Annotated in this window: 26 protein-coding genes; 15 read left to right on the top strand and 11 right to left on the bottom strand. The window is 58.0% G+C overall.

Annotated features, from left to right (window positions below; genetic code table 11):
- Position 1: 1 nt before the first annotated feature.
- The gene (locus AB5Y94_RS22670; protein WP_017788056.1) at positions 2-1,639 is read left to right on the top strand and encodes a DUF3466 family protein; all 1,638 of its coding nucleotides are present in this window, start codon (positions 2-4) and stop codon (positions 1,637-1,639) included.
- A 163-nt stretch (positions 1,640-1,802) separates the two neighbouring features.
- On the top strand, positions 1,803-1,979 hold the full coding sequence (gene rmf, locus AB5Y94_RS22665; RefSeq protein WP_010674759.1) for a ribosome modulation factor: 177 nt from the start codon (positions 1,803-1,805) through the stop codon (positions 1,977-1,979).
- Positions 1,980-2,067: 88 nt separating this feature from the next.
- Here rmf and fabA read toward each other — a convergent pair whose 3' ends face one another.
- The 3 genes from fabA to AB5Y94_RS22650 all read right to left on the bottom strand — a co-directional run bounded on the left by fabA (position 2,068) and on the right by AB5Y94_RS22650 (position 5,128).
- A complete protein-coding gene (fabA, locus tag AB5Y94_RS22660; RefSeq protein ID WP_005300828.1) occupies positions 2,068-2,628 on the bottom strand; it encodes a 3-hydroxyacyl-[acyl-carrier-protein] dehydratase FabA in 561 nt (186 codons plus the stop codon).
- A 78-nt stretch (positions 2,629-2,706) separates the two neighbouring features.
- Positions 2,707-4,686 carry a Lon protease family protein gene (locus AB5Y94_RS22655; protein ID WP_005300832.1) on the bottom strand — a complete coding sequence of 660 codons (1,980 nt, stop codon included), beginning with the start codon at positions 4,684-4,686 and terminating at the stop codon, positions 2,707-2,709.
- A gap of 49 nt (positions 4,687-4,735) precedes the next feature.
- Positions 4,736-5,128, bottom strand: coding sequence for a helix-turn-helix domain-containing protein (locus AB5Y94_RS22650; RefSeq protein WP_279465323.1), 393 nt, complete (start codon positions 5,126-5,128; stop codon positions 4,736-4,738).
- Between the two features lie 124 nt (positions 5,129-5,252).
- On the opposite strand from AB5Y94_RS22650, the gene AB5Y94_RS22645 reads away from it, so the two are divergent.
- The 7 genes from AB5Y94_RS22645 to AB5Y94_RS22615 all read left to right on the top strand — a co-directional run bounded on the left by AB5Y94_RS22645 (position 5,253) and on the right by AB5Y94_RS22615 (position 10,847).
- Complete coding sequence (locus AB5Y94_RS22645; protein ID WP_017785335.1) at positions 5,253-5,504, top strand: hypothetical protein; 252 nt, start codon at positions 5,253-5,255, stop codon at positions 5,502-5,504.
- Positions 5,491-7,023 (top strand): replication initiation factor domain-containing protein, encoded by a 1,533-nt coding sequence (locus AB5Y94_RS22640; RefSeq protein WP_368206646.1) that lies wholly within the window; start codon positions 5,491-5,493, stop codon positions 7,021-7,023. The genes AB5Y94_RS22645 and AB5Y94_RS22640 overlap by 14 nt, the downstream gene beginning before the upstream one ends.
- 26 nt (positions 7,024-7,049) lie before the next feature.
- A complete protein-coding gene (locus AB5Y94_RS22635; RefSeq protein ID WP_010634003.1) occupies positions 7,050-7,373 on the top strand; it encodes a hypothetical protein in 324 nt (107 codons plus the stop codon).
- 300 nt (positions 7,374-7,673) lie between these two features.
- Complete coding sequence (locus AB5Y94_RS22630) at positions 7,674-7,886, top strand: major coat protein (protein WP_010634002.1); 213 nt, start codon at positions 7,674-7,676, stop codon at positions 7,884-7,886.
- Positions 7,887-7,925: 39 nt separating this feature from the next.
- A complete protein-coding gene (locus tag AB5Y94_RS22625) occupies positions 7,926-9,323 on the top strand; it encodes a hypothetical protein (protein ID WP_368206645.1) in 1,398 nt (465 codons plus the stop codon).
- A 3-nt stretch (positions 9,324-9,326) separates the two neighbouring features.
- Positions 9,327-9,641, top strand: a complete 315-nt coding sequence (locus AB5Y94_RS22620; RefSeq protein WP_010634000.1) for a DUF2523 family protein — start codon at positions 9,327-9,329, stop codon at positions 9,639-9,641.
- Positions 9,642-9,644: 3 nt separating this feature from the next.
- Positions 9,645-10,847 carry a zonular occludens toxin family protein gene (locus AB5Y94_RS22615; RefSeq protein WP_368206644.1) on the top strand — a complete coding sequence of 401 codons (1,203 nt, stop codon included), beginning with the start codon at positions 9,645-9,647 and terminating at the stop codon, positions 10,845-10,847.
- 313 nt (positions 10,848-11,160) lie between these two features.
- On the opposite strand, the gene AB5Y94_RS22610 is transcribed toward AB5Y94_RS22615, so the two are convergent.
- The 4 genes from AB5Y94_RS22610 to AB5Y94_RS22595 form a co-directional block, all read right to left on the bottom strand.
- The gene (locus AB5Y94_RS22610; protein WP_368206643.1) at positions 11,161-11,562 is read right to left on the bottom strand and encodes a hypothetical protein; all 402 of its coding nucleotides are present in this window, start codon (positions 11,560-11,562) and stop codon (positions 11,161-11,163) included.
- Positions 11,563-12,489: 927 nt separating this feature from the next.
- Positions 12,490-12,684, bottom strand: coding sequence for a DUF3653 domain-containing protein (locus AB5Y94_RS22605; RefSeq protein WP_323944718.1), 195 nt, complete (start codon positions 12,682-12,684; stop codon positions 12,490-12,492).
- A gap of 352 nt (positions 12,685-13,036) precedes the next feature.
- Positions 13,037-14,314, bottom strand: a complete 1,278-nt coding sequence (locus AB5Y94_RS22600) for a site-specific integrase (RefSeq protein ID WP_124249446.1) — start codon at positions 14,312-14,314, stop codon at positions 13,037-13,039.
- Between the two features lie 298 nt (positions 14,315-14,612).
- Positions 14,613-14,927, bottom strand: a complete 315-nt coding sequence (locus AB5Y94_RS22595) for a YebG family protein (protein WP_024941798.1) — start codon at positions 14,925-14,927, stop codon at positions 14,613-14,615.
- Positions 14,928-15,096: 169 nt separating this feature from the next.
- Between AB5Y94_RS22595 and AB5Y94_RS22590 the strand changes: the two genes are divergently transcribed.
- Entirely contained in the window at positions 15,097-15,993 is an 897-nt protein-coding gene (locus tag AB5Y94_RS22590) for an esterase/lipase family protein (protein ID WP_368206642.1), read from the top strand.
- A 49-nt stretch (positions 15,994-16,042) separates the two neighbouring features.
- On the opposite strand, the gene AB5Y94_RS22585 is transcribed toward AB5Y94_RS22590, so the two are convergent.
- The gene (locus tag AB5Y94_RS22585) at positions 16,043-18,013 is read right to left on the bottom strand and encodes an SDR family oxidoreductase (protein WP_368206641.1); all 1,971 of its coding nucleotides are present in this window, start codon (positions 18,011-18,013) and stop codon (positions 16,043-16,045) included.
- 248 nt (positions 18,014-18,261) lie between these two features.
- Between AB5Y94_RS22585 and AB5Y94_RS22580 the strand changes: the two genes are divergently transcribed.
- The 4 genes from AB5Y94_RS22580 (at position 18,262) to AB5Y94_RS22565 (ending at position 21,600) form a co-directional block, all read left to right on the top strand.
- Positions 18,262-18,840, top strand: coding sequence for a phasin family protein (locus AB5Y94_RS22580; protein WP_054544915.1), 579 nt, complete (start codon positions 18,262-18,264; stop codon positions 18,838-18,840).
- An 82-nt stretch (positions 18,841-18,922) separates the two neighbouring features.
- Positions 18,923-20,107, top strand: a complete 1,185-nt coding sequence (locus AB5Y94_RS22575; RefSeq protein ID WP_017764508.1) for a patatin-like phospholipase family protein — start codon at positions 18,923-18,925, stop codon at positions 20,105-20,107.
- Position 20,108: 1 nt separating this feature from the next.
- Positions 20,109-20,759: a TetR/AcrR family transcriptional regulator gene (locus tag AB5Y94_RS22570; RefSeq protein WP_054544914.1), complete on the top strand. Its 651-nt coding sequence runs from the start codon at positions 20,109-20,111 to the stop codon at positions 20,757-20,759.
- Positions 20,760-20,802: 43 nt separating this feature from the next.
- Positions 20,803-21,600, top strand: a complete 798-nt coding sequence (locus AB5Y94_RS22565) for a hypothetical protein (protein ID WP_005300853.1) — start codon at positions 20,803-20,805, stop codon at positions 21,598-21,600.
- A 66-nt stretch (positions 21,601-21,666) separates the two neighbouring features.
- Here the strand turns inward: AB5Y94_RS22565 and AB5Y94_RS22560 are convergent, their stop codons facing one another.
- Together AB5Y94_RS22560 and AB5Y94_RS22555 are read right to left on the bottom strand one after the other, a co-directional pair.
- Positions 21,667-23,091 (bottom strand): wax ester/triacylglycerol synthase family O-acyltransferase, encoded by a 1,425-nt coding sequence (locus tag AB5Y94_RS22560; protein WP_368206640.1) that lies wholly within the window; start codon positions 23,089-23,091, stop codon positions 21,667-21,669.
- Positions 23,092-23,383: 292 nt separating this feature from the next.
- Positions 23,384-23,761, bottom strand: a complete 378-nt coding sequence (locus AB5Y94_RS22555; protein WP_017764503.1) for a polyhydroxyalkanoic acid system family protein — start codon at positions 23,759-23,761, stop codon at positions 23,384-23,386.
- Between the two features lie 211 nt (positions 23,762-23,972).
- Between AB5Y94_RS22555 and AB5Y94_RS22550 the strand changes: the two genes are divergently transcribed.
- Complete coding sequence (locus tag AB5Y94_RS22550; protein ID WP_211029614.1) at positions 23,973-24,716, top strand: hypothetical protein; 744 nt, start codon at positions 23,973-23,975, stop codon at positions 24,714-24,716.
- Between the two features lie 94 nt (positions 24,717-24,810).
- Here AB5Y94_RS22550 and AB5Y94_RS22545 read toward each other — a convergent pair whose 3' ends face one another.
- Positions 24,811-26,256, bottom strand: coding sequence for a bifunctional 2-methylcitrate dehydratase/aconitate hydratase (locus AB5Y94_RS22545; protein WP_368206639.1), 1,446 nt, complete (start codon positions 26,254-26,256; stop codon positions 24,811-24,813).
- Between the last annotated feature and the right edge of the window lie 101 nt (positions 26,257-26,357).

Here is a 26,357-nt window from a genome sequence, read left to right as displayed (position 1 = left end):
GATGAAAAAGCAATTATCCATGCTGGCCATTCTGGTCAGCGCCAGCCTGAACGCCCAGGCGGCACAAAGTCCCTTTTTCACCATTGTCGATGCGTCCGACAAGGGTTACGCCAGCGGGATCAGCGGCGACGGCAACGGGCTCATAGGGATCAACACCAAGAACAACATGGCCGAACACTTCTCGACCGTGCGTTTCGCCGACTTCCTGGTTGACCGCTTCCGCTTCGAGCAGGGTTGCATGCTCTCCAACTCGGTCTGCAACTCCTTCTGGAACGACAACAGCAACTTCGCCTACCAGTGGCGTCGTGACTTCCTCGACGGTGTCGATCAGCGCAACAACGTAGGCTATGTGCAGTTGGGCGAGACCGACGGCCTGGTGACCGCGCTGGGTGATGTACCCGGCACCCGGGCGGGCTACAAGATGAGTGGCAAGGTGCGTACCGCCTTTGCCGTGGTTGAGGAGGGCAACCCCGTCGAGCTGAAAGATGGCGCCGGTACTCACAGCCTGAGTGTGCCGACCAGCATCAAGAAGCTGGACAACGGCCAGTATCTGGTGACCGGTACCGCTGCCACCGGCAAGAACATCGCCGTCAACTCCGAAACCTACAACTGGTGCTTTGCCGGTAACGACGGCCAGTACGGTGACTACCGCTACTGCCCGGGCCTCAACACCCAGGCGAGCTTCTGGCTGGTCAACAGTACCGGTACCTTCAACAAGTTGCTGCAGGCCAACGAGTATGCCCGGGGCCGCAACGAAGTGGTACAGACCGCTTCCGCGCTCGGCGTGGGCAAATTCAACGGCACGCTGTATGGGGTAGGGTACTCCTCCACCGGCGAGATCGGCACCAACTACCTGGATGGCCGCAACCTGGCCGCCTACTGGACACTGGATCTGGATGGCAGCAAGGTGGGCACCACCCAGATCATCCCGCTGGCAGAAGGCGAGCCCGGTAAAGATGACGCCAAGCTGCAACACAGCTGGGCCGTGGGGGTCAACGACAACGGTTATGTGGTCGGCAACCAGCTCTATCGCATCAACAAGGGCCAGAACCGCCCGGTCGAGATGTTCGTGTTCAACCTGAACACGCCGACCACCAACGCCGTGGTTTCCCTGCAGGACAAGCCGCTCAGCGGCTCCGGCTCGGAAGCGGCCGCCATCAACAACCACAACATGGTGGTTGGCTGGCGTGATTCCCGTCATCAGACCCAACCCGTGGTCAACGGCACCAACCGCATGCAGGAAGGCTTCCTGCTCAACGCGGCGACCGGCAACAACTGGTACCTGAACGATCTCATCTGCGGTCTGGATGATGCGGGTGCCAAACAGTGTGCCCAAAACGGTTACTACTACCACATCGCCTATGCCAGCGGCATCAGCGAGAATGGGACTGTGGCCGCGACCGCCTATCGCTACAACAGCGAAAGCGATCTGAACAACCGCACCAACGCTACCGTGGTCAGCGTCAAGCTGGCACCGGTCGTGACCGACTACAAGAACAACGATCCGGCCGGTTATGTGGTCGCCAACGCACCGGTCAACAACCAGACCGGTCAGGATGGCGGCAGCGGTGGTGGCAGCCTGTTCTGGTTGACTCTGCTGGCCCTGCCATTCGCCTGGCTGCGCCGTTTCCAGCGCTAAAAAGTTGTGTCACTAAAAATTAATGCGGTTCAGTGTCTTGTGTCACAATGAGCGGATAGCATGAAATTTTTTGTTTGACCCTGCCAACCCCCTGGGGTAAAGATGAAAGCGACCAATGAAAAATTGGTCGCTTTTTTTGTTCCACGGAAGAGGGTCGTAGATGATGAAGAGACAAAAACGGGACCGTCTGGAAAGAGCTCGTGCTCGTGGTTATCAGGCTGGCGTGGTCGGCAAACAGAAAGAAGCGTGTCCGTATCAATGCCTGGATGCACGTGGGCACTGGCTTGGTGGTTGGCGTGATGCCATGGAAGGGCGGGGCTCAGGCCTCTTCATGAAGTAGTCGGTACTTCATCACACATTGCAAAAAGGAAAGGGGCCATGGCGGCCCCTTTACGTTGTGCGGTCTGACCAGGTGGCCAGTCAGCTCATCAGAATGCGGTGGTGTCCTTGAACAGGCCCACTTTCAGGTCGGTGGCGCTGTAGATGGGGCGACCATCCACTTCCACCACGCCATCGGCAATTCCCATCACCAACTTGCGATTGATGACGCGCTTGAAGGTAATCTTGTAGGTTACTTTCTTGGCAGTCGGCAGGATCTGACCGGTGAATTTCACCTCGCCAACCCCCAGCGCACGACCCTTGCCTGGGCCACCTTTCCAGCCGAGGAAAAAACCAACCAGCTGCCACATGGCATCCAGACCGAGACAGCCAGGCATGACGGGATCACCCGGGAAGTGGCAATCGAAGAACCAGAGATCCGGCGTGATGTCGAGTTCTGCCAGGATCTCACCTTTACCGTGCTCACCACCATGGTCATTGATCTTGACGATGCGATCCATCATCAACATGTTGGGGGCGGGCAGCTGGCTGTTGCCCTCACCAAACAGCTCGCCACGGCTGCAGGCGAGCAGCTCTTCACGGGTAAACGAGTCTTTGCCTTGTTCACACAGGGAAAGGCGGGCATCAATGGTGGAATTGTCTACGGTCACGCTGGTTATCCTTAAAATGGGTCAAAGCCGGGCCAATTTAGCGTACAGATGTTCGCTAAACAACTCCGATCACTTCGTTTATACCCCGAACAGCCTGCCAAACAGGCGGCGCAGCACGCCCCCCTTGACGGCCTCGGTGCCGTTGAGCTCATCCAGGCGCTGCTGGATGCGGCCAAACAGGGTATCCGGCATGTCCGGCTCACCTGCAACACAACCAGTCAGCAGCTCGATAGCCTCTTCCACATGGTCCACCGGGTGGATATGGAACTGGCCGGCCTCTACTGCCGCGATCACTTCATCAGAGAGGTTGAGCTGCTGGGCGTTGGTACCGGGCAGCAGGATCCCCTGTTTGCCGGTGAGGCCGTGGATCTTGCACACCCGGAAGAAGCCCTCGATCTTCTCGTTGACGCCGCCGACGGCCTGCACGTTGCCAAACTGGTCGACCGCGCCGGTAACCGCAAAGTGCTGGTAGATAGGCTGGCGGGCGAGGGCGGAGAGCAGGGCGCACAGACCGGTCAGAGACGCGCTGTCACCATCGATTTCATGGTAGGACTGTTCGAACACCAGGTTGGCCGACAGCGGGGAGGGATTCTCGGCACCAAATTTGTTGGAGAGATAACCGTGAATGATCATCATCGCCTTGGCGTGGATATGACCTGCCAGCTCCGCCTTGCGCTCGATGTCCGCCACATCACCATCCCCCAGATGCACGGTGGCGGTGAGGCGCACCGGCTCGCCGAAATCATAGGGGTGCCCTGAGACCTGAATGACGGAGAGACCGTTGATCTGACCCACTTCCTCACCATCGGTCTGCAGCAGGATCTGGCCGTCGATGACCCCCTGATCGGACTGCTCGACCAGGTAGTTGAGCCGATAATCCTGCTCTTCCAGTGCTCCGCGGATGTGCTCGTCGGTGACGACGTCCGCTTCCAGCTCACGTGCCAGGCTGTCGGCCATGCGCATGATGGCTGAGAGCTGCACCTCGGAGAGCGAGAGCCACTCCTGATGATCACAGAGCCGGCTGGCATGGCGGCAGAGGGCGGCGAGGGCGGCCGGCGTGAAGTCCAGCAGGTTCCAGCGCTCGCGCAGCCAGGCCAGATATTGCAGATAGTCAGGCAGCTCCTCTTCGATGTTCACCTCGGAGACCAAGTCCGCGCGCAGGAAGATGCGCTCCGACATGTCTCTGTCCAGCATCTGGAACTCGGCCACATCGAGCCGGTCACCGACCAGGATCAGCTTGAGCTTGATGGGGGTGGCTTCCGGCGTAAAGAAGGGGGTGAGGGTCTTGCCTTCCTGATAGGCGTTCCAGTCCAGCTCGCCTTTTTGCATCGCGTTCTTGAGCTTGAACCAGAGATGGGGCTGATCCAGCAACTCATCCAGCTGCAGGATCAGGTAGCCACCGTTGGCCTGACGCAGCAGACCAGGTTCCAGCAGGTGCTGGTTGGCATAGACGGAACCTTGCTCGGTCTGGTAGTTGATGGAGCCGAACAGGGTGTCCCAGTTGAGATCGCGGCCATACACCACGGGGGCTTCCTGCTCCTCATGATGGATCAGCAGGTTGATGAGGACCGGGTGCTGAAATTCGAGCCCCTGTGCCACATGGGCGGCCAGATCGGAGAGGAAGTCATCGATCTTTGGATCATTGTTCTGCTTGCGCATGATGCGGGTGACCAGACGCTCGGCATCCAGATGGTGGCTCATCAGCTTGAGCAGTTCACCGACCATTTCACAAAACTCGATGCCGGTACCGGGTTGCAGGCGCAGCCAGATGGGTTTGAACGGATTGTTCAGGTTTTCGGTGTAGCAGAGATCGAACAGGTCGCCATCCTTGCCATTAGAGGCGGCGATCAGCGTCTGGCAGACATCTTCATAGTCGACCCCGGGGAAACCGTTGAGCAGCATGACCGGGCAGTCGCCATCAAAACTGGCGAGACGCTTGATGCCGGAGATGGCCCTGGGTTGCAGCGCGGCAAACGGAATGGGTTCGAGCTCGCTGAGGGCAGGAAACTGTTCAATCGCAAAAGCAGGTTTTAATTGTTCTGATGTTAATTCAGCCACTTAAGACATCCGGTCGGAGATAGGATCAATTGTTGCCATTATACACAGTTCAATAAGTGGTAACAGGAAACAAGATACCATATTTAACATAATATACATTATGCGCGGTTAGGTCATGCCCGTGGCTAGGGGCCAGAAACACCGCTGCCGCAAGGGCTACAGCCGTGCCGGCTCCTTTGGTGTACTTCGCCAGGATGTCGTACCAAGCTCGTTTCAACTCGGGATCCGTCTCTCTGGCAGCAGCCAGACTTAACAGCACTTCTTTAGCATCCAGGCCAATTTCCTCAGCCAGCTTTTTTGCAGTGGCATCAGTGAGTTGCGACTTACCTTTGTTCACGGCTGAGATGTAGGACGTTGTAAATCCCAGGTCTGCGGCGACTTCCTGAAACTGGCTGTACTTTTTGGCCCTCATGTAGGCCTGAATGAGCGTTTTCGAGTCCATGTTTCTGTCTCCTGAGTAGTTCGACAATGGAACCATCATACCGATTTTGACGAAAAGCACCTTGTTTCAATTCAACTGATCACATGGTTGAATGCAATCAACCAACCATTTGATTGCATGAGCCATGACCTACTGTAGCCCACAAAACCAGGATCTGCCCGCGCTCACCGAGCGCAAGGTCTACTGGCAAGCAGAGCCCACCGGCGATGTCTCCGCTTGTGTGGCCGGTCAGGTCGAGATGTTCCGCGACCTGCACGAGATGCGGGTCTATCTGTCCATGACGTACCCCGACACCGCCTTTGAGCTGGTCGAGGTGACCGAGGACACATGGCAAGGCTTCTATGACCAGGGAGTGTTTTTCGATGACTGGTCATAGCGCCGTGATGCCGATAAATAGCGTTATCGGCAACAAAACCCTGATCGACTATCTGTCGTTTACCTGGGCGCCAACCGAACTGCGCCAGATGACCGAGCTGGCCAAGCAAGGCGCTTTGCTCAAGGCCATCCCGCGCTTCGAGACCCAGAGCAAGGCCATTCAGGCCGCCTTTGCCGCCCAGCCGGTCGAGGGCCTGCGCTATCTGTGGAAGCGCCCTGTCGGGTTCGCTCCCCTCACCCGCTTCGACAAGGTGACTGAGCGCCTCTATGACAAAGCCGAGCGCCAGAAGCCTGCCGTCTCCCCTGCCCCTGCTCGGGTCTTTGACAAGGCCACTGAGCGGTTGAGTCTCAAGGGGATAGCCAAGGCCCCTGCCCCGGTGCTGACGCCTTCCATGACCGACATGATGGAACGTGCCCTGCACTCCGGCTACCAGTCCCGCGCCGACATGCGCCAGGAGCTCAAAGCCGTCTGCGCTGACCTGCTCAAGTTCTCCCAGTTCGAGGTGGTCGAGGGTGCCAAGTATTGGGAAGCCTATAACGACCTTATCGACTGCTACGGCGTCCAGTTCCTGGATGCCCTCTGCTGCAACGAGATCGAGCTGTGGCTGGAAGAACTCAATACCCGCATCGGTGTCCCTATCCCCGAGCCGCGCTTTACCATGCGCCCTCGCCGCTCCGGTCTGCACGGTTACGCCAACTCGGCTGACCTGCTGTGTGACGGGATGCCCTGCGGGCTGATTGGTTGGGGTGCGGCTAACCATGGCTGTATGGTGAGTTTTTCCGGTGTGGGTTGTGCGGCCCTCGATTTCCAGGCTTTGCACTCCGTTATCTCTCACGTGCCAGGTCTGCGCATCACTCGGGTCGACCTTGCCCTGGATGACTACAGCGGCAAACACATCACTTACCAGGGCGCGATAGCCGGCGCCGAAGCCGGCGAGTTTCACCCGCAGCGTGGCCGTGCGCCTTCCTGGATGAAGATTGAGTCGGGCGAGTTCGTGATCACCGAGGTGGCCAAGGGCATCGCCAAGCGTTTCGGCATGGTGCCGAGCAAGGGTTGCTCTTTCTACGTGGGCAGCCGTATCAACGGCAAGTGTGCGCGGATATATGAGAAAGGCAAACAGATGCAATCGGCCGAGTTCCCAAACTGGGTACGCGCCGAAGGCGAATTACACAATAAGGATAGAGTCATTCCGCTAGATGTCCTGGTAAACCCTGACCCTTATTTTGCGGGGATGTATCCGCAATTTGCCAAATGGCTGGATGCGGTTTGCCAGGAAGAAATAACACCGGTACGTGTGACCACCTTTAAGAATAAATTCAAAACGTCCAGGGACAACGCCGTATTTAATATGTCCAGAATGGCCGGTCGCCTTGTCAATTGGTTAGCAAACATCGAGGGGCTATCCCCTGAGAAGATTGTTAACCAATTAACAGCGCACCTGGAAGAAACCGATATTCCTGCGCGGTTAAGAATGCCAGTTCCTCCTGACCTGGACGAACTGCCATTATTTTCGACCTAACAATGGTTCTTCAAAGGATAAATAATATGTCTCTGCTGACTGGTATTTTGGTTACCCGCGTTACTCACGGCTATGGCGTCTCCCGTAAATCTGGCTCGCCGGTTCCCTATGACTTTGCCCAGGTGGAATACCTGGCAGTGGCTAATAACGTGAACAAGCCCGAGTGCAATATCACCTCCTGGGGCTATGAAGTGCGCCAATTAGCCTTGCGTAACGATGCGGCCACTATTAAAGAGCTGGCCGACTGCCCGAAATTGGTGGCAGTGGATCTTGTCCTGGAAGCGGATCCCCAGAATCCGACCCGCAACGTGGTTGTTGGCTTCCAACCCACCAAAAAGCAGCCGGTATAACCACCGCGCCGCGAGGAGGAGGAGCGAGAGCGCGCAGCGAGCGACGACGAGGGCGCGATAATGCTTTGTCTAGATATTACCTCTGAAGGATATGCCCGCTTAGCTGAGGGGGATTCGTGTAATTACGTGCTCTTGACTGTCCAGGAGCACGCCAAATTAACGGATATATCGAGCTGGTTTGAATTTGATGTATCCACTGTGTCGATGGCCTTTGGCTTCGGATTATTAATCTGGATCACTGGCCTCAAACTGGGCGCAATTGCCCGTGTCATCGTAAGTGCAAAAAGAGGATAAACGAGTATGAAAAACTATTTCCGTAATGGCTGTATCGCTGCTGTGTGCTCCCTGTCTACCGGTGCGGCCTTTGCCGAAGGTACAGCCGCTGCTGATGCCGCTGCCAAGGCCCTGGACGCCACCCAGTCGGACGTGACCGCAACCTCTCCCAAGGTCATGCTGGTTGTGGCCACCTGTGTGGGCGTGGGCATCCTGATCAGCCTGATGCGCAAAGCCTAAGCATGTCTTTGCTCATCGGAACGCTGTGGTTCCTGTTCTTTGTTGAAGGCTACAGGTCATCGTTTTCGATATGACACAAAGGCGGCTCCGGTCGCCTTTTTTATTGGGGGTACTGTGCGCATTGCTTGGCTTTTATTGCTGTTTCCGCTGGGGGCTTCGGCGGGTTGTCCTGTCGGGCTCCGCCTGTCTAACGTGCCGATTTCTACTGTGCTGCCGTTCTGCGTGAAATGGGAAAGTTCCTCCCAGGGAGGCTGCTTTGTTGGGTGTCCAGGTATCTGCCTGCAGTTCCCAGATGCCGGCACCATGGGGCCGATTGAGAGTACCGGCCAGGAGTGCTCGGTGGGCGGTGGATCCGATGGGGATGGCGGCTCGGATGGCGATGGTAACGGTAGCAATGGCAATAACGGCAATAATGGCGATGTAATTCCCAATCTGCCGCCCAACGGGATTCGTGTCGGTGGTGATAAGCAGGAAATGACCACGGACGCCTTGCGTCAGGTGAATAATACCTTGATAACGGGTTTTACTAGCTTGATGTCGAGCTCTGCGGGTGCGAGTCGATCAGCTCAAAATATTGATGGCAAAATGGTAGATGTTCTTCGTTATATGAAGGCCACTAATAATGGTCAGGTTGGCATGGAGAACAGTATTCGGGAGCAGACGGCGTTAGGTCATAAGTTCTATGACGAGTTCCTTGGATTAAAGAATGCCATGATTAATCCGCAAGACGGCTTTGGTCAAAGCACGGGTGAGTATCGTGTTTTGAAAGAGTTGCGGGATAATTTCTTTGGGCCTGATTTTGCTCAGAATTATGGTGGTAACACCATGTATGGGCTTATGCGGACAATGCAGTATGATATCGAGTCGATGAAAGGCCGAGTGCATGAATCCGCCAGCGACATGCACAACCTTTATTCCTACACCATGCAAGATATGCGAAATAATAGCATTGAAATGAACCGCAATATTAAGGCCATTGCTGAGGCCCTGCAAAATGGCGGTGCAAATGGTGGTGATGGCACCGGCGGCACAGGTAACGGCAGCAATGGTAATGGCAATAATGGCCCAGGCATTGATTACTCACAAATGCCTGGCTCTGCAGAAAATCCGCTGCATGTAACAGGGTCTGAATATACATCCCAGCTCTGTAAAGGTGGTGCGCACTGTTTCTTTGACCTGGAAACCATTAATAAGCAGTTCCAGGAACATAAGGAACAACTCAAGAATACCCATAACGGTATTAAAGAAGATATGGTCGATATGTTCCGGTATAGCCTGAGCGGGTCGGCGGCGGTGCCCAAGTGTTTTGATATGTTCTCGATGTTTGGTCGCTCTTATTCCGTCTGCCCCGAGGTCGAGGGATATTGGGAAATGATAGCGGCCATCATGATGTTCATCTTCTATTTTCTGGCGCTGATGATTGTGGCTAAGAGGTGATATATGGAATGGATGAGTGATTTCTTTAACGGATTTTTCAACGATATATATCAACTGGCGGTGCAGTTTGCAGCCTGGATAACAGTTAAATTGGCTATTCAGTGGGTCGAGTTCAAAATATTCCTGCTCACTTTTTCCTGGGACGTTGCCAAGCAGATACTGATTAACCTGCAATTCAGCGACCTGATCTCCGCCTCCTTTAATAACCTGCCCTCTCAAATGAGGGGGATCTTGCTCTATTTGCACGTTGATAAAGGGCTGTCGATATTGACGCAAGCCTTTGTGACCCGCTTTTTACTGAACATGTTGGGGTGGTAAGCCATGTCTATCAAGATCCACCACGGCGCACCAGGCTCCTATAAGTCGTCAGGGGCCATTCATACCGATGTGATACCGGCCATCAAGGCGGGTCGCCATATCGTCACCAACGTGCGTGGCTTTACCGCGGAACGGTGCAAAGAAGTATTGGGCAAGGAAGTGCCTGACGAGTTCCAGGTCACCTATATCGAGACAGAATCCCAGGAAGGACGTGATCACCTCGCCCGCTTTTATCACTGGGCGCCCAAAGGGGTGTTCTTCCTGGTCGATGAAGTGCAAAGAATATTCCCGCCTTCCTGGCGACAGAGTGATTTAGACCGGCTCGATTATCCTGGCGGGCCGGATGTGGCCAAAGCCAATGGCCGGCCAGAGACGATTGATGTGGCCTTTGATATGCACCGTCATCATAACTGGGACTTTGTATTTACGACCCCGAACATCAAAAAGGTGCACCAGGTAATCCGGGCAGCTGCCGAAACGGCCATTCGTCATACCAATATGGCGATATTGGGGATTGGTGGTCGATATAAGACGGTGCTTCACCTCTCTGATAACTCCGGTACGTCCATGAATGACGTACTGCAAGCCAAGCCATTTAATAAGGTGCCCAAGTATGTTTTCAAGCTTTATGACTCGACTACAACCGGTAAGGTCTCGGATACAATCGCGGGCAGCTCGATATTTCGAGACCCTAAAATTCTGTTTATTCTGGCGATTTGGGGACTCTGCGTATTCTTTGGCTTCATCAAGCCTGAATATATTGATGCTCCTGCTAAGGCCGATGAAACCGCTTCTGCCGCTGTTCCGGCTGCTGGGGCGGTGGGTGCTTCGCCCGTTGCTGATGTACGTCCTGGTGGCGCTCCTGCTGCGTCTGCTGCTGGCGTCCTTGCTGTAGGGCCGTTTGCCGGCCATCAGCTCATTATCAGCTGTCACGTCCTGATAAAGGATCACCTGGGCGAGTATCGGGTCGAGTATTGCTTCTCGCTGCGCAAGGGCGATGACGTGCAGCCGCTCGACAGGGACGATTGGCCGGAGGAACTCGCCAGGGTGGATCCCATGAGTGCATGCCATGCGGTAGTAAAGTACCAGGGGCAGCCTGTGGACGTGTACTGTGACCCCGAGGGGGACGCTCTGCGCCGGAAATACAATGCCACCCTCTTTGCGGGTGGCAGTAACAAGCCAGCAAATACTGATGACCGGTCATAACTCCCCTCTCCTGCCGGTGGCCGCCTTTCTTCAGGTCGGCCACTGAACCCCAGGGGCGTGAGCCCCTATAAGGCGACACACTGAGGCCCATTGTCGGGAAGGTGGTAGGCTCGCCGAAACTTCTTTGGAATGCTCCTGTGAGGCTGTGCCTCCCCCTTCCCTGCTAAACCGTCTTTACTGCCCCGCTAGAGTGCCCAGCCGAAGGCTATGGGGCACGTCCAGCGCCTTTCTATGCCTCCTGTCGAAGACAAGCTGCACTCACAGCACCAGTCGGTTTGCCCCCCGTGTAGTAATACGGGGGGAATTCACGTTGCTACTTATTGGCCTGCTCTAACTGTTCAGTTAGCCAGGTCATGGCATCCTCGGTGTTCTTGAAAGTCTGCACATGTTGGTGCTTTAGCTGAGGTACACGCTGCATTGCGATGTTGTGCAGGACTTGGGAGGTGATGACATGGGCTTTTGCGACAAGTCTTTGATTGTTGAGCCAGCCGTTAAAGTCATTGGCGATAGCGAGGGCTTCATCAGTCCCTCCCTTGTAGTCTCTGGTGTCTATTAACAAGCAAAAGGGCTTTCCTTCAAGCCTCTCAATGAGGGCTTTGACACTGCTTACCCAATGACTACATCCTTCCGTGTTGAAGGCTCCAATCAGTTTGCTTTTGATAATTTGTCCGGAAATGATGGCGGTGTGCTGGCCATGAACCTGGTTAGGCTCCATTTTAGCTCCACGGTCTTACGATGCATGTGTGGCTGGATCTTGCATTTACAATCTTTGCTTTACAAGTATATCCAGGTGACCTAGAAGGCCAAGAGTTGATATACCGGCGAGAGTTTTCTGAACAAACTATGCTGTGGTTGATAATCTTCAGAGGCACACAAGCAGATAGGAGGTGAAGGTGCCATCATATCTTGTAAACAAGAGGGCTCAACCGAACGGTGATCACGAAGTTCATGCGACTAACTGTAGGAATCTTCCTTGGCCAGAGAATCGTCATTTCCTTGGTGATTTTCCGTCTTGTTCTGGTGCAGTAGCTGCAGCGAAAAGAATTTATCTAAAAACCAATGGTTGTGCCCACTGTTGCAAAGCATGTCATCTGGATAACCTTTATGAGTAGGGGGTAGATTGCCCTCTTTTGTTAACGGTTTCCAATTATTGCCACCAGTAGAACGTCTCTCTCTGCTTTTCCGACAATTCTGCCTGGATGATGGCTGAAGCTTCAATCAGCTTTTGATGTTTATCAACATTGAAAAGGTTCGAACGAGAACTATACTGATTTTTTGAGCTTCAAAGGTTGCTTGTTGATGAGCGTGATGATCGAGATTTCGTACAATGGTGTCGGCCCAATAGGTGAGGCATCCTTTGAGCCCCTAGCAATTGCGCTTGCCTCCTATGACCCGTCCTTTACTTCGCTTACATGTAATGCGAATTTTTACGGTTATGAGCGCTCGCTTCAGCGTTTACATGATTTCGTTTTGAGTAAACGAAGGGAACCTCTCTGGATGCGGTTAACCGATTCAACTGAGCAAGCCGTGGTTAATTGTCATATTGCTCATTTTAGGAAGTGTGCTGGACCTCTGGTGATCCTTGTCTTTGATATCCTCTATGGGCCAATGTCTGCATAAAGGGGGCTTTCGCCCCCTTCCGTTAGTTGATGCCTAGTTTCTTCCTCCAGTAGAACGCCTCTTTCTGCTTCTCTGACCGCTCTACCTGGATGATGGCCAGGGCTTCAATCCTTCGTCTATCGAACCTCACGCCGGTTGGGGAGATCAGGCAATCGTTCGCCATTCGCCACCCCTCCCAGGCTTTGAAAATCGTGGGCAGCTCCCGCCCTGATGCCATCCGCATAAGCCGTTTATAAACAGGAGGGATCTCTGTACCCTTATCCCAATATGTGACCTGTCTCACAGAAACGAAACATAGATTTGCCGTCTCCTCTTTCGATAAACCGCACTCAAACCAACGAAAAATGAAGTTTTTGGTCAACTCTCGTTCCATCCAAGTAAATACCTGATAAACCAGCAAAATTGCGTGGGTTGGCTTATCGGCAGGTTTCAGATGGGCATTTAACTAAACACGGCATTATGCGCGGTTCTCGGCATGGAGCAATTGAGTGTCCTGGATTGGTTCAACAGCACTGGATTGGTTTGCCATGAACGAATCTTTTTCTTTCTGTTATCTCTCACTGTTGAACTTAATCATGTAGCCGATCCAGTGGCTTGTGATTGGCACTCTCGTGACGTTCGCTGTTGCCGGTGTGCAGGTATTTGGAGGTGGTATCTATGCTGTCGTGGCCGGCATCGGCTTGCACATGGGACAAGGGCCGGCCGTTGAGATTGATGTCGTGAGTGATACCAGTATGACGAATGGAGTGCGGTGTCAGGTTGCGCATCTCTGCGGCATCCTGGGCAAAGCCATCTTGTTCTGCCTGCGTGGCGGCCGTCTGAATGACGGCCATCACCAGCTCGCGCAGCTGACGGATGCCGAGATTGGCATTGAGCTCACCTTGTTCACGGCCGTGGGCTGCGGCCTTGTGACGCACAAACAGTGGCGTCTGTTCATCGGGTACCGGCAGTGGCGAGAGACCGAGAAAGGTCCGGTAGCGTTTGAGGGCCTCCAGCAAGGCATGGGAGACCGCCACGGTGCGGCGCTTGCCACCCTTGCTGCGGGGAATGTAATAACCCCAGACGCCGGTTTTCCCATCGCGGCGAAACTGCCCCATGACGGGGGTAAAACCCGGCCTTGCCGCCACCTCGGAGATACGCAGGTAGCAGGCATACATCAGGCTGATCAGAAAGCGGCTGCGCTCGTGCTGCTCCGGTGACTCGGTGGCCAGCCGATCGGCCGCCTGCATCACATAGGACCACTGCAGCTCGCTGAAGGCCTGGCCCTGATCATCCGGCTCCTGCTGGACGGTGCGCTTCACCCGTTGCAGCAGAAGCGCCGGGTTGCGGTCCATGTACTCTTCCTGGATCAAAAACTGGAAAAAGGCCGACAGAATGGCGAGCTTGGTCTTCATGGCCTGTTCACTGAGTCGGTACGGCAGTTCACGGCCCAGCTCCCGTTTGCCAAGGAAGGGTCGCCACTGGGGATTGGGCAGGCGCTCTCCCCACTCCTTGTCGAGCACGAACTGCGCCACATTGCGATAGGCAATCAGTGCTGCTGGCGGTGACTGGCAATAATCGAGGTAGCGCATCATGATGCGCCGGGTCAGATCCTTTGGGCTGATGCGCATCTCGCCAAAGCACCAGTGCAAGAACGTGGTCAGCTCACTGCGATAGGTCTTGTAGTTATTCTCGTTGTTGCGCTGCTCCAGCAGCCAGTCGACGGCGAGTTCGTAGACGATCCCGGCATCGGGTACGTCGGTGAGGCTGAGGTTGGCCAGGTACTGATTGACCTGGGGGTTGCCCGCCTCCAGGTATGCCAAGCCATCGAACAGCGGCATGGCGGGTGGAAGTATGGTTGTGGTCATGGTCTTGCTTGAAATGGTTCTGGCTTGCGGCCTGCTCAAGGGTAATGCCGATAAATGGGGTTATCGGCATCATCGGTGGTGGGAACATGGTCAGGAAACATGGATGCAGTCACCACGTGGAATCACTGCGAACACATTCTTATCCCATTCAATGAATATGCACTCTTGTCAGAAAATTCTCGGGGTAAATAGCCTGAAAGTTGACTGTTAATTCTATCTTTTTGAATAAGAAAGTGTTTGGCCGTGATGGCTCGCCCCTTTTCCCTGTCCTTCCTCACCCTGTTATCCAGACGCCTTGCTACGCAACCCGCTTGAGTGACTTGCCTTTGGGGTCGGTTGCTTCACTCTGGGTTTCCTGGCTCTCTGTCTTGTTGCTCCCCTGCCCCTTTCCACCACGCAATACGCTCTGCAGTGCGTCCCGCTGTTCGGCCAGATAGAAGGCCAGGCTCTCCTGCTGTTCCGGCGCGAGTGCAATGGGAGCCGCGGCCAGCAACGTCATCAACTCATCGGCAGTGTCCAGCAGCTTGTCATAGGCGTCAGCCTCTTTCTTGCTGGTAAAGGTCATCTTCTCCACTCCCCCACGAACCACAACATATTTGATCTCAACGGCCATAGTGGCGTCCTCCTTCTGATGGTGAATACAAGTATATGTATGGATATACAGTATTGCAAATAGCCACAGGCAGGTAGGTTTGAGCCGAGACTGACCGAGAGCGGGTTGGCCGTCACATTGATGAAAGGGTCATTTGACTTCCACGCCAAACTGGTCGGATGATTGAGTCATGACGATAACAAAGCAATTACTGATCCTGCTGCTGGTTGAGGTGACGCTCCTTGGGAGCATCGCCCACCTTGCCATCGGCCTCTCTTGGGTGCCCTCCATCTTGTTTGTGGTGGTAGCCCTGCTGGGGCTGCGCACCTTGGTGGTATTGCTGACCTGGGGCTTTTCCCGCTTCTACCCGGTGCCAGCCATCGGCTGGCGAGCCTGGCTGCCCATGGTGGGGCGGGAGATAGCCGCCTACCTGCTGACCTTCACCTGGCTGCTGCCGTTCGAGCGCTGGTTAATGCCGCCTGACAAGTTGCCCCCCTCTCCCCTGCCCCTGCTGCTGATCCACGGTTATGGCTGCAGTCGCGGCATCTGGCGGGTGCAGCGGGCACGGCTGGAGGCCGCCGGTCACACGGTGGCAACCGTCACCCTGACTCCTCCCTTTGGCCATCTCGACGACATGGTGCCGCTGTTGGCCAGGCGTATCGACGAGGTGTTGGTCGCCACCGGCGCATCGCAACTGGTGTTGATCGGTCACAGCATGGGCGGACTGGTGTGCCGCGACTATCTGGCGGTGGCGGGTGGTGACAAGGTGGCGCAGCTCATCACCCTGGCCACCCCTCATCAGGGCAGCCAGCTCGCCACCCTGGGACTGGGCGACAATGCCCGCGAGATGGAGCCAGGCTCCGGCTGGTTGCAGCGCTTTGCCGCCGTGCCGCTCTGCGTACCCGGTGTCTCGGTGCGCACCAGTCACGACAACTTCGTGCTGCCCCAGTCCCGCCAGCGTCTCGATGGCATGGAGGACGTGGAGCTTGCCGCCCTTGGCCACCTCTCCTTGCTCTACTCCCGCCGCACCACGGCCCTGCTGCTGACCCTGCTCTCCCGCACGCAACCGCAAATGAAAAGGGCCTGATTGTTCAGGCCCTTTCCGTTTTTGCTACATCAGCTCGTTGTGGTCACCACTAGAAGTGGATCCCCTTGATCAGGGTGGAGACTGCCATCTGATCCGCCGAAGCCTTGGACTCGTTGCCCTCCTTGGGGTCGGAGAAGGTGCGGAAGCTGGTGTTCATGATCACCTGGGCCACCCGCGGTGCCAGGGCATGGATCACCTGGCCGAACACCCCGAGCCGGGTGGCGAGGCGCACGTGCTTGTTGATGATGGTGTCACACACCAGATCGGCGGCCTCTTCCGGCGTCATCATGGGCACCTGTTCATATACCTTGGTGGGCGCCACCATGGGAGTTTTCACCAGCGGCATGTTGATGATGGAGAAGTTGACCCCCTTGTCGGCAAACTCGGAGGCGGCGGTGCGCACCCAGGCATCCAGCGCCGACTTGGAGGCGACGTAGGCGGAGAAGCGCGGCGCATTGGTCAGCACCCCGATGGAGGAGATGTTGATGATGTGCCCCTTCTTCTTCTCGATCATGGTGGGCAGTACCCCCATGATCACCTTGAGGGTGCCGAAGTAGTTGAGCTGCATGGTGCGCTCCAGATCGTGGAAACGGTCGAAGGAGTCCTCGATGGCGCGGCGGATGGAGCGACCGGCGTTGTTGACCAGGATATCCACGCCGCCATGCTCGGCCACGATCTGCCGGGTGATCGCCTCCCCCTGCGCCAGATCGGCGAGATCGCCCTGATAGACCTGCAGGGTCAGGCCCAGTTCGGCAAACTCGGCCTGGGTTTCGGCAATCTTGTGCTCGTCCCGGGCGATGGTCAGCACCCTGGCCCCCGCCTCTGCCAGTTTCTTCGCGGTGGCCTTGCCGATGCCGGAGGTGGCACCGGTGATCAGCACCACCTTGCCCTCGACCCGGCCGCGCAGGGTGCGGTCGATGAACAGATCCGGGTCGAGGTGACGCTCCCAGTAGTCCCACAGGCGCCAGGCATAGCTATGCAGCGGCGGCACTTCGATGCCGGTCCCCTTCAGCACCCGCTGGGCCTCGCGGTTGTCAAAACGGGTCGGATAGTTGATGAGCCGGAAGATATCCTTGGGCAGGCCGAGATCGGCGATGGCCGCATCGCGAATGCGTCGCACCGGTGTCAGGGCCATCAGCATGGTCATCAGATGGCGAGGAATGAAGCTGAACAGGGCGGCATTGATGCGAATGGCCGGCTCGGGGGCATGGGCCGCCCGGGAGAAGGTGCTCAACATGTCGCCGACCCGCATGGGGTGAGAGTCGGTCAGGTGGAACGCCTTGTTGTCCTCCCCCTCCAGATGGGAGATGTGATCGATGGCATCCACCACGAAGTTGACCGGCACCAGGTTGATGCGCCCCCCCTCGACCCCGATGGCGGGCATCCAGGGCGGCAGCATGCGGCGCAGCTTCTGGATGGTCTTGAAGAAGTAATAGGGGCCGTCCACCTTGTCCATCTCGCCGGTATTGGCATCGCCGACCACGATGCCGGGTCGGTAGATACGCCAGGGGATGGTGCTCTCCTTGCGCACTATCCCTTCGGCCTCGTGCTTGGTCTGGAAATAGGGCATGTCGAGGTGTTCGGCCTCATCGAACATGTCTTCCCGGAACAGGCCGTCAAACAGGCCGGCCACCGCGATGGAGCTGCAGTGATGGAAACAGCGCACCTTGAGCCGCTCTGCCAGTTGCAGGGCCTGACGGGTGCCCTCGGCATTGACCTGCTGCTGAATGCCCGCTTTGGCGTTGAGATCATAGATGGCGGCGAGATGCAGAAAATGATCAACCTTGCCGATGAGGGGCTCCAGTTCGCCGTTGCCGACGCCGAGCAAGGGGTGGGTCATGTCGCCAACCACAGCAATGGCGCGATCCTCACCAACGCCCCAGTAGGCCAGCAGGTCGGGTACCCGCTCGAGATGGGCTGCCCGCATCAGGAAATGCACCCGACTATTTGGACGCTGCAGCAATTTTTTAATCAGCCGACGGCCGATGAAGCCGCTGCCACCTGTGATGAAATAATCCATGGTATTTATATCCCTTACTGATTGGGCTGTTAGTTGCTGTTAGATATATCACGCTTTTACTGAAAATATTCATTCGAATATCATTCTTCGTGACCCAGTCCAAAATTACCAGGGTTGCCTGTTCCGTTATTAGGTAGAACCCTCTATTTTTTCTCCCTAGACTGAGGATGAAAGTTAAGTAATGCCACAACGAATATACCAAGGTTGTTGTCATTACCATCATCTATATCACGAGTAAGGAGACTGTCATGGCCAAAAAATTGAAAGCACTGGCAAGTTCGGTGACCGACAACCACCTCACTTCCACCATCAAAGAGTCCACCCAGCAGATCTGGCTGGCTGGCCTGGGTGCCTATGCCAAGGCGCAAGAGGAAGGCGGCAAGATCTTTGAAGCCCTGGTTCAGGAAGGGGAAGCCCTGCAAACCCGTACCCGTCAGAGCGCCGATGAGAAAATTGCGGCCATGACCGACAAGACCGCCGGTACCTGGGGCCGTCTGGAGCAGGTATTCGAGGATCGCGTGGCCCGCGCCGTCGCCAGCCTCGGCATCCCGACCCGCAAGGACATCGACAAGCTCTCCAAGCGGATGGCTGAACTGACCGAAGTGGTGCAGCAGCTGATCGATGCCCAGGACGACACTGCCCCGGCTGACGAGGCCAAGCCTGCCACCGCCACTGCCAAGAAGCCGGTTGTTGCCAAGAAGCCGCCGGTCAAGAAAGCCGCCCCCGCCCCCGTCGCCAAGGTGAAGGAAGAGGTCAAGGAGCTGGCAACGGAAGTAGAGAACGTGGCCAAGGAGATCAAGGAGAAGGGTGAAACCGCACTCTTCTGATCCTGACCGGCTTGTTCTGACTGATGATCCACCGGCCCATGCCCTCTGCTGGGCCGGTTTTGCGTGATAAGGGAGGCAAATCATGAGCACGATTGCGGTTGCCCTCGCCGGGGGGGGACCTCTGGGGGGGATCTACGAGATCGGTGCCTGCGCCGCCCTGGCCGACAGCATCAAGGGAGTGCGTTTCGAACAGGCTGATATCTATGTGGGGGTGAGTTCGGGGGCGGTGATCGCCTCGGCGCTGGCCAACGGCATCTCCCCCGACAAGCTGGTGCGGATCCTGCTGAGCGACGACAGTGGCGAGTTCTTCGACCCCTCTACCCTGCTGCGCCCCGCCTTCGGGGAGTATGTTGAACGGCTCACCTCGCTGCCGCCCCTGGCGCTGGCGTGTCTGGCCGACTACCTCTCCTCCCCCTGGAACAAGAGCCTGCTTGGCTCACTGCAGGGGCTGTCCAAGGCGATCCCCACCGGCATGTTCGACAGCCGCGGGGTGGATCGGATCCTGACCCAGTTTTTTTCGCGCCCAGGTCGCAGCAATGATTTTCGCGAGCTGGCCAGCCGGCTGTTCGTCATCGCCACCGAACTCGACACCGGTCGGGCGGTGGCCTTCGGCAGTCCGGGGCTCGACCAGGTGCCCATCTCCGCCGCGGTGCAGGCCTCCGCCGCCTTGCCCGGCCTGTTCCCGCCCTCCCTCATCGATGGCCGCTACTACGTGGACGGCGCGCTCATCAAGACGCTGCACGCCTCGGTGGCGCTGCAGGAGGGGGCCGATCTGGTGTTCTGCATCAATCCGCTGGTGCCCTTTGATGCTGGCCTGGCCAGCGAGCGCCCCGCCAAGCTGGTGGATAGCGGCCTGCCGGTGGTGCTGGCCCAGACGTTTCGCGCCATCATCCACTCGCGCATGCACGTGGGGATGGATCGCTACAAACACCAGTACCCAGAGGCGGATGCCCTGCTGTTCGAGCCCTCCCCGGCCGATGGCGAGATGTTCTTCACCAATGTGTTCAGTTATAGGGACCGGCGCCATCTGTGCGAGCACGCCTTCCAGCATACCCGCCGGGATCTGTGGCAGCGGCGGGCCGAGCTTGGCCCCATCCTCGCCAGACACGGGCTGGAGCTGGATCTTGACGCGCTGGCCGATGAGCAGCGCTCCCTGCTGACCCCGGGCATCGGCGCGGTGGCGGCGCTGGATGCCTCACTGACCCAGTTGCAGCACTGGCTGACCCGTCGCTATGGCGACAAGGGTCGGCGTCAACCGAAGGAGTAGCATGGACTGCAAACCCAAGCGGCGCACCAGGGATCGCATCCTGGCCACCGCCCTCGCCCAGTTCAACCTGCTGGGCGAGCCGACCGTCACCACCACCGCCATCGCGGCCGAGCTGGAGATGAGCCCGGGCAACCTCTATTACCACTTTCACAACAAGGAGGAGATAGTCAACGCCCTGTTCGGCGAGTTCGAACAGGAGATGGCCCACCTGCTCGACACCATTACCCCGCCGTTGAACGAGGCGGAGGACATCTGGTTCTTCTTGCACCTGATGTTCGAACTCATCTGGAAGTACCGCTTTTTCTATTACGACATCAGCACCCTGATGAACGGCAACCACAAGGTGGAGCAGCGCTTTTCGGCCCTGCTGCGGCGCAAGGAGCTGACCGCCGCCGCCATCTGCCACCACCTCTGGCGCAGCGGTCTGCTAGAAGGCGACGAAGCGCAGGTGACGGCGCTGGCCGCCAACATTGCACTGGTGGGGACCTTCTGGATCTCTTATCAGCGGGCGCTGCATCCGCGCGCCGATGCCGACATCGCCCTCGGCGTTGTTCAGGTGATGGAGCTGGTGGCCCCCAGGCTGCGAGCCGATGCCCGCGCCGCGCTCGATGCCATCGCCAGCCATTATCGTCCCGCCGCCGTGGCGGGTTGACCGAACCGTGTTTTTTGATTGTGTTTTTAACAGGGAGAATCATATGACCACTGCACAGCCCAACTTCGATTTCACCCCCTTCCCCTGGCCGGAAGCCACCTATGACTATGCCGGGGAGCGCCTTGAGCAGCACTGGGAGCGGCTGCACCAGGGGGATGCCGAGCCCTGGCCGGAAGATGAACAGGTACAGGAGGCCTGGCGCGCCTATCACGCCGGTGATTTCGCCCGGGCCGTCAGCCTGGGGCTGGCCGCCGGCGAGGATGGCCTCAACGTGGCGAACAAGGCGCTGGTGATCCACGCCAGCTACCTGCTGGATGACAAGTATGCCAAGCGTGAGGCGTTCGAGCTGGCCGCCAGCAACGCCGAGAAGCTGCAAAAACGTCAGCCAGACAATGTCAACGCCTGGTACTTCCACGCCCTGGCGCTGGGTCGTTACAGCCAGGTGATCTCGGTCTCCAAGGCACTCTCCATCGGCATCGGTGACAAGATCAAGAGCAGCCTGGAGCAGGCACTGGCGCTGGAGCCTGACCACGGGGAGGCCCATATCGCCTTCGGTGCCTGGCATGCGGAGATCATCGACAAGCTGGGCGCCATGATCGGCGGCATCACCTACGGCGCCAAGAAGGATGAGTCCGAGCGTCACTTCAAGGCGGCGCTGGCCATCATCCCCCACTCCGCCATTGCCCGCATGGAGTACGCCAATGCCATGGTGATGATGCACGGCAAGAGCAAGATGGCGGCGGCCGAGGCACTCTACGGCGAGGCCGCCGAGTGCGAGGCGCTGGATGCCATGGAGCGGCTCGATGTGGAAGCCGCCCGTGAGGAGCTGGAGGAGGAGTAACTCGCCAGTCCCCCAAAACCAAGAGGCCAACCCCGGGTTGGCCTCTTGCGTTTGAAGCGCGGCGCATCAGCCGTGCAGCAGCTGATCCAGCATGGCGAGGTCGTAGAGCAGATCCGGCTCCATCAGCACCAGCAGCAGCAACTGCTCAAACTCCACCGCGAAGCGCTCGACGATGAGGTCGGGGTCCGGCACCCGTTTCTTGTCGGTGATCAGGCCCACCTGCACCTTGTTGTCATAGGAGAGGATGGAGACGCCGACCGCGATGTCGCCGGCCTGGGGCACCCAGAACAGCGGCTGGCGCAACCTGGCGCCGGCCAGATAGAGGGTCTGCTGCGGGCCAGGCACGTTGGTGATGACGGCGCTGGCCTTGGCGGAGAGGATGTCGATGGCCTGTTGCTGCACCGCCTTGGGGGCCATGCCCATCACTTCCAGCAGGTTGAGCACCACTGCCGGTTGCAGGGAGGATTTGAGCGCCTGCATCCGATCCCGCACCGCATAGAGGCGTTGCAGCGGATGTTCGATGTTGAGGGGCAGATCCAGGGCCACCAGCCCGAAGCGGTTGCCAAGGGCCCCCTTGTCGTCCGGGGCGCGCATGTTGACCGGCACCAGGGCCCGGATGTCGACGTCGGCTTCGTCGCCCTTCTCCAGCAGATAGTGGCGAAAGGCCCCGGCGGTGGCGGCGATCAGCAGGTCGTTGACCGAGCAGCCGAGCACCCGCCCCACCGCCTTCACATCCGGCAGCGGGATCTGTTCTGACCAGGCGACCCGCTTGGTGCAGCCGGTCTCTCCCCTGAGCCGGGTATCGGCATCATCGGAGAGGGTGGCAATGGTGTAGAGCTCGGCGGTCACGTCCCTGCTGGTCTTGAGGTAGTCCATCGCCTTGGTGGGGTGGGTCAGCACCTCGACGTATTTGGACCAGAGGGTGCCGGTCAGCTTGAGGCCGGCCCGCAGCAGGCGACTGCCTTGATGATCGTGCTCTTCATCGCCGTCGTCGTTGGCCACCGGCTCTGGCTGCGGTCTGGGAGGGGCAACTGGGCTCTCGTCCATCATGGTGAGCATGGCCCGCACCAGGGAGAAGCCGTCCCCCATGGCGTGATGAAAGCGCACCACCAGCGCCTGGCCGCCGAGGGAGGTGTCTACCAGGTGCATCTCCCAGAGCGGACGCTGGTGGTTGAGGGGGGTGGAGGCAAAGTCGGCCACCAGCCGCTCCAGCTCGGCCTTGCCGGCCTTGCCTGGCAGGATCACCCGCTTGAGGTGCAGGTCGAGATCGAAGTCGGGGTCGGTACGCCAGTAGTACTCCCCTCCTTCCAGGCAGGCTTTCTGCGCGAAGCGCGGCTGTACCCGTACGGTGTGCAGCAGGCTCTCGCGCAATCTGGTTTCATCCAGCTGACCGTCGAACATCAGCACGCCGACGATCTGCATCAAGTTGTTGGGTCTGTCCATCCGCAGCCAGGCGGTATCGACACAGGAGATGAGTTCACACACAGACATGTATTATTCCTATCGTTTCGCATTATTTGTGCCACATTTCGTTCTGGACGTCGGCGACCAGAACGGAAGCAACAAACAATGTTTTCTTATGTTGGTGAAACTGCACGGCGATTAATTCACGCCAGCCATCCATGACAAAGGCAGAGGATCTTGTTGCCCCGTGAAAATTAAAAATCAGACTTGTGATATGCCGCCTGAATAATAATCTCCAGGTCGGCCATTTCGTCAAAAGAATATAAAGTGCGCTATTTCACCATTATTTATTGCGCTGGATCAGTCTTTATTGGATTGGTTATCGCCGCGCGGGACAAGGCAGGCGCTGATCGACATATTCGAGGATCTCCTGCTCCAGTACGCTGCGTACCGGCAACAGCATCAGGCCGAGGCGCACTTCCAGCGACAGGGTATCCTCGGTGAGGCAGAGGGAGCCATTGACCCCGGCGCCGCGAAACAGCAAGCGGGTCTCCTCCTCGTCTTCCCACTCGCAGTCGAGTTCGTACTCTTCGCTCATGTCCTGGGCGATGGCTTCGGCGGCGAGCCGAGCGCCGGCGAGGCCGAGCGGGTGTTGACGGCTGACCTGGATGGTCGACAGGTTGCTGCCGGCAAGGGGATCGTATAGAAACATGCTAACTCTCTGAGCGGTGACGACATTTACTGATATTAAACACATGAATCAAACAAGTGAAAGTGATTTGCAACATATTTGGGACTCACTTAACAAAGGCTGTCGAGTAAAAGCTCCATCGATTCCGCCTGGGTTGCCGCCGCGTTACACTGGGCTGGCGGCTCATGACGAGTGACTCCCGCCCCTCGCCGGCCGCCCGTTTTATCCGTCACAGGCCATGGGATACACCAGAGAACATAGGTCAAGAGAGCAGCAGATGACCCAAGAGAAACAACCATCCGATGACCACCACCTGGATGAAGAGAGCACCCTGGGGCGACTCTACCGTCAGCTCAACCAGGTGGCCGCCTTGCGCGAGCAGATGCGCACCCATCCGCAGGATCAGCAAGACAGGGACGCATTGCGCCAATGGCAGGCCGATCGGCTGGGGCGTACCCACCGCGATCTGCTGGAGAGCAAGCGCTACGGCCCGGCCGCGCAGTTCTTCCTGACCGACCTCTACGGGCCGGGGGATTGTGCCCGCCGCGATGCGGACGTGATGCGGGTGATGCCGACTGCCGAGCGGCTGTTGCCGGAATCCGGCCTCAAGGTGCTGGCGCAGGCCATTGAACTCGACGCCCTCTCCGAGGAGCTCGACTACCTGATGGTGGTGGCATTGCGCCGTAGCGGCAATATGGCGCGACTAAACGCCAGGGGTTATGCCCTCGCCTATCAGGAGGTGGGTGAAGAAGCGCGCCGCCGTCATCAGTTGCAACTGGTCAACGAGCTGGGGATGACCCTGGACCGGCTGGCCAGAAAGCCGCTGCTCGGGGCGACCTTGAAGCTGATATCGGGGCCGGCCCATCTGGCGGGGTTGGGCGAGCTCTTCTCCTTTGTCGAGCGGGGTTACCGGGTCTGTCACCACATGGGGCGGGCCAGCGAGTTTCTCGAGACCATCGCCAGCCGCGAGACGGCGATCATGCAGGCGTTGCTGGCGGGCGATGACACAGTGCTGGATTGACCTTGGGAGTCATGCAGGCACACATGCAGTCAAACATGACAAAGCGGGCCGAGTGGCCCGCTTTCGTTTGTTGATGTGTACCGATGGATAGCGGTCAGATCACCAGCAGATCCATGAAGGCGTGCACCGGAGTGGCGGCCAGTTGCTTGCCATCCTGGCAGAGGGCCAGGATCGCCTCGGACCGTCTGGCAGGGAAGCGGGTGGCCAGGTTGTGGCGGAATTTCTCTACCAGCAGCGGGATCCCCTCCTCGCGGCGACGACGATGGCCGACCGGGTACTCCACCTCCACCTTGGCGGTGTGGGTACCGTCCTTGAAGAAGACCTGGATGGCGTTGGCAATGGATCGCTTGTCCGCTTCCAGATACTCGCGGCTGTAACGCTTGTCTTCCTGCACCACCATCTTGGCGCGCAGCCCATCGATACGGGGATCGGCGGCCACGGCGTCCTCGTAATCCTCGGCGATGAGACGCCCGAAGATGAGCGGCACCGCCACCATGTACTGCAGGCAGTGATCCCGGTCCGCCGGGTTGTTGAGGGCACCCACCTTGCTGATGATGCGAATGGCCGACTCATGGGTGGTGAGCTCGATGCGGTCGATCTCGTCGAGGCGTCCCTTCACCTGCTCATGCAGCTTCATGGCGCACTCCACCGCGGTCTGGGCGTGGAACTCGGCAGGGTAAGAGATCTTGAACAGCACGTTCTCCATCACATAGCTGCCGTACCCCTGATGCAGGGCGAACTGGTTGCCCTTGAACAGCACGTCGTAGAAGCCCCACTTGGGAGCCGTCAGAGCGCCGGGATAACCCATCTCGCCGCTCATGGTGATCAGCGCCAGGCGCACCGCCCGGGAGGTGGCATCCCCCGCCGCCCAGCTCTTGCGCGAACCCGCATTGGGGGCATGACGGTAGGTACGCAGGCTCTGGCCATCGACCCAGGCCTGGGAGACCGCATCGATCACCTGATCGCGGGTACCCCCCAGCATGTGGGTCACCACGGCGGTACTGGCAACCTTCACCAGCACCACGTGATCGAGACCGACCCGGTTGAAGGAGTTCTCCAGCGCCAACACCCCCTGGATCTCGTGGGCCTTCACCATGGCCGTCAGCACATCGCTCATGGTGAGCGGCGCCTTGCCTTCGGCTACGCGGGTACGGGAGAGCCAGTCGGCGGTGGCCAGGATCCCGCCCAGGTTGTCGGAAGGGTGACCCCACTCGGCGGCCAGCCAGGTGTCGTTGTAATCGAGCCAGCGGATGATGGCACCGATATCCCAGGCTGCCTTGACCGGGTCGAGGCAGAGCTGGGTACCGGGCACCCTGGCACCATGGGGTACCAGGGTACCGGGCACGATGGGGCCAAGGTGCTTGGTGCACTCGGGAAAACGCAGGGCCAAGAGGCCGCAGCCCAGGGTATCCATCAGGCAGTAACGGGCGGTATCGAGGGCGGCCTGGCTGGTAATGGGGTGATTGCAGACGTAATCGGCAATATCGACCAGCACCTGGTCGGGGTCTGGTCTGTGGTTGACGTCGACGTTGGCGGACATCGTGACTTCCTTATCGTTGTTGTGAATGAAACAGGGTGATGAAACGGCGCCCTGCCCGCCCGCCTGCGCACATCGACCCCGCTGTGGCCGGGGCCGGGTGC

Origin of the sequence: Aeromonas sp. s5, from assembly GCF_040907865.1 — a bacterium.
GTDB lineage: Bacteria > Pseudomonadota > Gammaproteobacteria > Enterobacterales > Aeromonadaceae > Aeromonas > Aeromonas dhakensis.
This window is presented reverse-complemented; position numbering and strand designations above follow the sequence as displayed.